This is a genomic window from Piscirickettsia litoralis (assembly GCF_001720395.1).
GTDB lineage: Bacteria > Pseudomonadota > Gammaproteobacteria > Piscirickettsiales > Piscirickettsiaceae > Piscirickettsia > Piscirickettsia litoralis.
Genome location: NZ_MDTU01000003.1, coordinates 98,200 through 104,435 on the forward strand (window position 1 = coordinate 98,200; position 6,236 = coordinate 104,435).

Sequence of the window (6,236 nt, forward strand, 5' to 3'; positions counted from 1 at the left end):
TACTCTATGCCGTTTTAACTGGTTTAGGGTCGCCAGCACCCGTTAGTTTATGTTTGCGCTGGTAGCTTTTCCATGACTTTTCGAGTTCAGCCAACTTGTCTGCGCTAATTAGTTTATGAGTGTGTAATGCAAAAATTATTGCCCTTACAGTGACTGCTGTTGGGTTCATGTGATGGTGACCACCACAAGAGTGGCACTTCATCCTTGGGCCTAATATTTTTCGGTCTTCTCTAATTTTATCACGCAGGGCGGTTAACTGTTTTCCTAGAGCGATGAGCTGCTCCCAGTCCATAGATGACTTCCACTTTTTCTTTAGCTCTGTAATCACTTCGTCAAACCATGTTTTCGATGCATCACCTGCTGCCATAACTACCTCTATTCATTATTTTTCAAATGTATTCTAACGTTAAGTTGAGGAGAAAAACAAATAATCAAGTATCAATAAAACATAGAGTCCGAACTTGAACAGCCAGTGTTGTTCTATGCTTCAAGTAGGTCAAATTTATTGTCAATGGTATACGGGCTATGCCAAAGTTACTTCTTGTTATTTGTTTTGTCTCAACCTTTCTAATAGCGAATGCATTTGCCTTTCGTGGCACAGTGAAAGTGTGTGGGGTCGAGTGGCCTCCTTTTACATATAACAAGAATGGGAAGTTGACTAAAGGCATCTCAATAGCTATTTATACCGAAGCCTTTAAACGTATGAATATGACTCTTGATGCCGATACGATACCTTGGGCGCGTTGTTTAGATGCCGTTAAAGAAGGACAGTATATGGCAGTTATAGACAACGCTGCTCTTCCCCCATTTATTTTCGGGAAGCACCCCACAGGTATTTACCCATTAGCGATCTATACCCGAGAGAATTATCCTCTCTCTATATTCTCTTGGAGAGCCATGTGGGGTAAGCCTGTCGGCATGGTAAGAGGTTACGATTACACTCCAAAGATCAAGCGGTTTCGTCGTTGGCAACCGGATTATTCTGACAGTGACGAACAGGCGTTACAAAAGTTAAATGCTCATCGTTATGATTTTGTGGTGATGGATATTTTTGCAGCACCATTACTGGCTTCAAAGTTGAAGATTAATATTAAGCGCCTTACTCCAATGGTTGATGGGACTTATCTCTATTTAGTTTTTAACAAAAAGCACCAGAGGCTATTGCAAGAATATGACAAAAAAATAAAGCAAATGATTGAGGATGGCACGATAGATAACATCTATTTAGACCATATTAACATGACTTATTCGGAATTGATGAGCTTGATGCCGGATAATTGAGTAGACCAATATCATTGGAACGGTCTACCGAGCTGAAAAGCTGTGGCTTGACTTTCAGCAATCATTGTAAGGCCAATGAATAGAAAGATAATGGCAAGAAAAACAGTGGCTCTGATCACAACACACACCTAACCACTTAAAATTGGATAGCTAGAATATAGCTCAATTTGGCATAGACTATGTTAAAAACAGCGCAACAAATAAACTAAACTTTAGTGAAGGGGCAGTTAATCGAATTCCTCTTCGCTCTAAGTCCAGAGCATCTGCCTCAACTACATTTTCAATCAACACAGCACCTTAGACTAACGAGCAATCTTGCTCAATCCAGCTTCCACTATACTTAGCTCATGTTATTGCAACATGAAGAGGTCATTCGATGAAAAAGTTTATCACTACCATGATTTTATTGGCTTTTTCTTTTGGCTCTTATGCTAGCTTGAAGTCAATCAATATCATGACTGAGGAGTATCCTCCGTTTAACTTTAAAGGCGCTGATGGTCAGCCTACAGGGATGGCCGTAGATATTCTGATAGAAGCCTATAAGCGAGCTGGCGTGCCGTTAAGTAAGTCTAAAATCAAACTGTTGCCTTGGGCAAGAGGGTATCAATCAGTTCAAAAACCAGGTGCTAAAAATATGCTGTTTAGCATGACAAGAACGGATTCTCGTGAAAGCTTGTTTAAATGGGTTGGCCCTTATGTGAAATCCTATAATGTGTTTTTCGCACTTAAGTCAAAAGGAATAAAAATAACTTCACCAGACCAAATAAAAAACTATAAGATTGCGGGTGTACGAGGTGATATAGGCTTAGTGCTGGCAACACAGTTAGGAGCTAAAGAAAAGCAACTTATGACGGTCAATAAGTTTAGTTTATTGCCCAAGTTATTGAAAAAAGGGCGTGCTGATTTGTTTTCTTACAATGAGCAAGTCAGTTTATGGTTGATGAAGAAACAAGGGGTTAACCCAAACGACTTTGAGGTTGTTTATAAAGGCGAGCCACCAAGTGAGTTTTACTATGCCTTTAATCTCAGCGTTAGTGATGCGGATATTGATAAGCTTCAAAAAGCAGTCGAAGAAGTGACAAGTGATTCTGCATTCATGGATAATGTTAATAAAAAATACAAATAACCTCATGCTGCCCTGTCGTTCTTTGACAGGGCTATTTTTTGAAGTTAATCAGCTTAAGACCCGTATTAATTTCATGCACAATTTCTTTCGCATATTTATGTTTTTTGGACACCAAAAAGTATGTTGGGATGGAGACAAGAGGCTTTTCAGCAAAAGATAATGCATTTGCTTCTTCTTTTGTGAGGTGTTGCTTAACAAGGCTTAAGCATACTTCTTTGTCACAAGGGAAAGCTTCTATTCGCCCTAAAGCGAGTTTTTTTAAGTTAATCAGGTCGCTACGGGCTAGCTCATAGTTAAACTCTGCCTGAGATGCCTTATCGAATTTTTTACCATAGCTGTAACCTATCGTTCCACCAACCACCACTCCCTTTAAGCTATCGATAGAATCAAAAAATAAAGGGGATTTCTTGTTATACCAAATCATTGTGTCTGAAAACCCAACAGGATCACTAAAATAAAAATACTTCTCTCGCTCAGGAATTTTGAACCAAGGAATAGTTCCATCATAGTTAGCTTCTCTTGCTTCAGAAAAGGCTCGCTTAAAAGGTAACCACTTAAATTCTACGGCAACCCCTCTTGCTGCGAATGCCTGTATCACCACGGAGGAGGTAATACCATAGCCTGTTAGTGTTTGAGTAGTATAAGGAGGCCACTCGCCGGTGACTACGGTGATGTCGGTAATGGGTTGAGCATAAGCTTGATTTAAAGTAAATATCCAGATCAAGATGTTAAGCCAGCTTCTCATAGTCAGTCTGCCGTCTTATCTGATAAATTAAACCCTTCTGCAATAAATTTAATTGCAGCATCCAAAATCGTCGTAAGGGTTTCTTTGTCATAGGGCTTAATTACAAATCCTGCGGCCCCAACTTCTAACGCTTGTCGAATATATTCTTCGTCGTTTACTGAAGTGACCATAATGACATGAGCATCGGGAGCTTGTTTCATAAGCTGCTTCAGCGCATCTAACCCACTGTTTTCCATTTGAATATCGAGAAAGACAAGGTGTGGATGATATTGATCAAAAAGAGAGATCAAGTCTTTCCCATCGTGCGCAGTAGCAACAAGATCAAATCGATCTTTATCAAGTGTACGCTTTAAAAAATCCAAGCTTGTCTGAGAGTCATCGATAGCAATCACGCGAAATAGGTTGCTCATGTTTCATTCCTTAAAGTAAGCACACACTACCTTCCTGTATATTGATGAATTATTTTATTTAAGTAATTGTCATTCTTTAGCTTCTTAAGTGCTTGATCTATTTTTTGAGGCAAGTCAACGAGTTTACTTTTTTTGCTGACCGCTAAATACGTTGGGCTTTGAAAATATTTTAAAGGAAGGTTAGCTTCTGCCACCATCTCAATATCATTAATTTTCATTTTGCTTAGATAAAACAAGGCTGGATGCTTATCAGCAATGAAAGCATCTACCCGGCCTTTATTGAGTAAATTAATCATTGTGGCAATATTTTTAACTTCTTTTCTTCCTGCAAAATGCTTCCTATCAAGATAACTTTGAAGCTCCCCTCCATAATGGTAGCCAAGTTGTGTTGCTAGTTTCAGTGTACTTAGCATGCTTGAAGAGTAAGATTTTTGTGTGTTTACCTTCATAAACAAGACATACTCTTCGTTATAAAGAACTTCTTGTGTGTATATTAAATATTTCTCACGTTTGGGGTTTTTAGCGGCATTATAAATAATGTCAGCCTGTCCATGCTCGACTTCGCTTAATGCCCTTTTCCATGGTTTTATTTTTATTTGTGCTGATAAATTTAAATCACTTAATATTTTTTTTACGTAGTCATATAAGATGCCTTTTCTTTTCCCTTCTTCGCTGTACGTTAAAGGTGGATTATCTAGAGTCACAACGGTCAAAGTAGTCGCATAACAAGTGCAGGCACTGAAGAAAACAAAGAAGCCAATGAGCTTAAAATAAGTCGTTCTGCTAAAAGAAAGCATAAAGCATTAGGGAGGCTCTATTTTTTGCTACTACTCTAAATATAGACTGAGCTTCTTTAGTTGCAGGTATCGCATTAAGTTTTATCTTTGCCATAATTAAATGTAGAAGCTAGCAGTTGATTAAGGGTGTTATGGCTGGTGTTTTAGATACTGTTGATGCAAGAACACAACTTGTTGGAAAAAACAGATTAGAATCACTTTTGTTTCGTTTAGGTGATGATAACATCTATTCGATGAATGTTTTTAAGATTAGAGAAGTATTACAGCAGCAGCCATTGACTCACTTGCCTAAAAGCCATCCATGTGTGCTTGGCGTTATGCATACGCGAGGTCATGCAATCCCTGTAATCGACCTTTCGCGCGAAATAGGCATGAAAAGTTTGGCTAATGATAAAAATGCGGTCATCGTTATTTCAGAATATTACGGCCACACCCAAGGTTTTCTCGTCAGTAGTGTCGAACGCATCATTAATCTTGAATGGAATGAGATTAGGCTGCCGCCTAGTGGACTAGGGAACTCTCACTATGTCACTGCAACGCTGTCCTTTGAAGACCATACGGTGCAAGTTATCGATGTTGAAAAAGTGTTAGCTGATATTATTGAGTTTGAGGTTGATGCTGGTGATATTGATGTTGATGAAAACTTGGCGGATAGTGAAGCTTCTATTCTTGTTGTTGATGACTCAACCTTCGCACGTAATCATATCTCTAGGATTTTGAGTAAGCTCAAAATTAATATTGTCACTTGCAATAGTGGTGCTGAAGCGTTTGTCTTGCTGAAAAAAGCAGCTTATGAAGAAGGGGCTGATATTAATAAGCTCTACCCTCTTGTCATTACTGACGCTGAAATGCCTGAAATGGATGGGTATACTTTGACAGTCAAGTGTCGCGAAGACCCGAAGCTCAAAGACTTGTACATTATTTTACATACATCATTGAGTGGTGAATTTAATAAGGCAATGGTTGAACATGTTGGCTGTAATGGCTTTATTGCTAAGTTTGACCCTGCTCAGACACTGAAAACTGCGCAAGATCGGTTCAAATCACTTAAATCTGCCAAGTGAAGGAGCCTATCTTGTCATTAGAAGCGTACTTACAACAAGCAAAGAAACAATGTTTTATAGTCACTCTAAACGGGTTGATTGTTATTAATGATTTAGAGTGGCAGTATGAATACACAGGCTATGTTATAGAAATCGAAGGTGAAACTATTCACCTTGATCCCACATTCCGCACACCCAATTAACTATATGAATATTTTGTAATTTCCGGCGATAATGGAGCTTTTTGGACAAGGAAACTCTTAAGTGTCAATGCATATTGAAACCAATAATATGGCTCCACCAAGCAATCTGAGCAGTAAAACTATCAACCACCTCGGTTTAGTTGCTGGGATGTATGATGAATTAGAGATTGGCGAATTGATAGACAAAATCATACCCCAAGACAAAATCAAACGTGTCGTGTCAATTGGTCAAACTGTAAAGGCAATGGTTCTTAACGGTTTAGGTTTCACTAACAGAGCGATGTATTTAACACCGCTATTTTTTAAGGATAAGCCTACTGAGCGCTTAATTGCTCAGGGAATAAACCCTGAGCATTTAAATGATGATCTGCTTGGCAGAAGTTTAGATAAGCTTTATGAATATGGCGTAGAGTCCTTGTATTCTCAAATTTCAGCTTATGCCCTTAAATTGCTTGGGCTAAATGGAAAATTTAGTCATCTTGATTCTACAAGCTTTCACGTGGATGGGAAGTATAATCATGAGCAGTCTGAGGATGAGCATATTATCCATATTTCAAAAGGTCATAGCCGAGATCATAGACCAGACTTAAATCAGGTGATATTACAGCTAATTTGTGATGGCAAAGCTGGT

Annotated in this window: 9 protein-coding genes; 5 read left to right on the forward strand and 4 right to left on the reverse strand. The window is 38.7% G+C overall.

The window, feature by feature from the left end:
* Positions 1–4: 4 nt before the first annotated feature.
* Positions 5–367 carry a hypothetical protein gene (locus BGC07_RS16810; protein ID WP_069314220.1) on the reverse strand — a complete coding sequence of 121 codons (363 nt, stop codon included), beginning with the start codon at positions 365–367 and terminating at the stop codon, positions 5–7.
* Between the two features lie 158 nt (positions 368–525).
* Here BGC07_RS16810 and BGC07_RS16815 point away from each other — a divergent pair, with 158 nt between their 5' ends.
* Together BGC07_RS16815 and BGC07_RS16820 are read left to right on the forward strand one after the other, a co-directional pair.
* Positions 526–1,281 (forward strand): substrate-binding periplasmic protein, encoded by a 756-nt coding sequence (locus tag BGC07_RS16815; protein ID WP_069314221.1) that lies wholly within the window; start codon positions 526–528, stop codon positions 1,279–1,281.
* Between the two features lie 376 nt (positions 1,282–1,657).
* Complete coding sequence (locus BGC07_RS16820) at positions 1,658–2,407, forward strand: substrate-binding periplasmic protein (RefSeq protein WP_069314222.1); 750 nt, start codon at positions 1,658–1,660, stop codon at positions 2,405–2,407.
* A gap of 31 nt (positions 2,408–2,438) precedes the next feature.
* Here BGC07_RS16820 and BGC07_RS16825 read toward each other — a convergent pair whose 3' ends face one another.
* Genes BGC07_RS16825 through BGC07_RS16835 form a run of 3 tightly spaced genes read right to left on the reverse strand, consistent with a single transcriptional unit; the run spans position 2,439 to position 4,266 of the window.
* Positions 2,439–3,152 carry a substrate-binding periplasmic protein gene (locus tag BGC07_RS16825; RefSeq protein WP_069314223.1) on the reverse strand — a complete coding sequence of 238 codons (714 nt, stop codon included), beginning with the start codon at positions 3,150–3,152 and terminating at the stop codon, positions 2,439–2,441.
* Positions 3,153–3,154: 2 nt separating this feature from the next.
* Positions 3,155–3,562 carry a response regulator transcription factor gene (locus BGC07_RS16830; RefSeq protein WP_069314224.1) on the reverse strand — a complete coding sequence of 136 codons (408 nt, stop codon included), beginning with the start codon at positions 3,560–3,562 and terminating at the stop codon, positions 3,155–3,157.
* 26 nt (positions 3,563–3,588) lie between these two features.
* Positions 3,589–4,266: a substrate-binding periplasmic protein gene (locus BGC07_RS16835; RefSeq protein ID WP_235603475.1), complete on the reverse strand. Its 678-nt coding sequence runs from the start codon at positions 4,264–4,266 to the stop codon at positions 3,589–3,591.
* A 224-nt stretch (positions 4,267–4,490) separates the two neighbouring features.
* Here BGC07_RS16835 and BGC07_RS16840 point away from each other — a divergent pair, with 224 nt between their 5' ends.
* The 3 genes from BGC07_RS16840 to BGC07_RS16845 all read left to right on the forward strand — a co-directional run.
* Positions 4,491–5,423, forward strand: coding sequence for a chemotaxis protein (locus BGC07_RS16840; protein ID WP_069314226.1), 933 nt, complete (start codon positions 4,491–4,493; stop codon positions 5,421–5,423).
* An 11-nt stretch (positions 5,424–5,434) separates the two neighbouring features.
* Positions 5,435–5,605, forward strand: a complete 171-nt coding sequence (locus BGC07_RS20920; RefSeq protein ID WP_158007001.1) for a hypothetical protein — start codon at positions 5,435–5,437, stop codon at positions 5,603–5,605.
* A 67-nt stretch (positions 5,606–5,672) separates the two neighbouring features.
* Positions 5,673–6,236: IS1634 family transposase (locus tag BGC07_RS16845; RefSeq protein WP_235603476.1), on the forward strand; the 564-nt coding region annotated here is incomplete at its 3' end.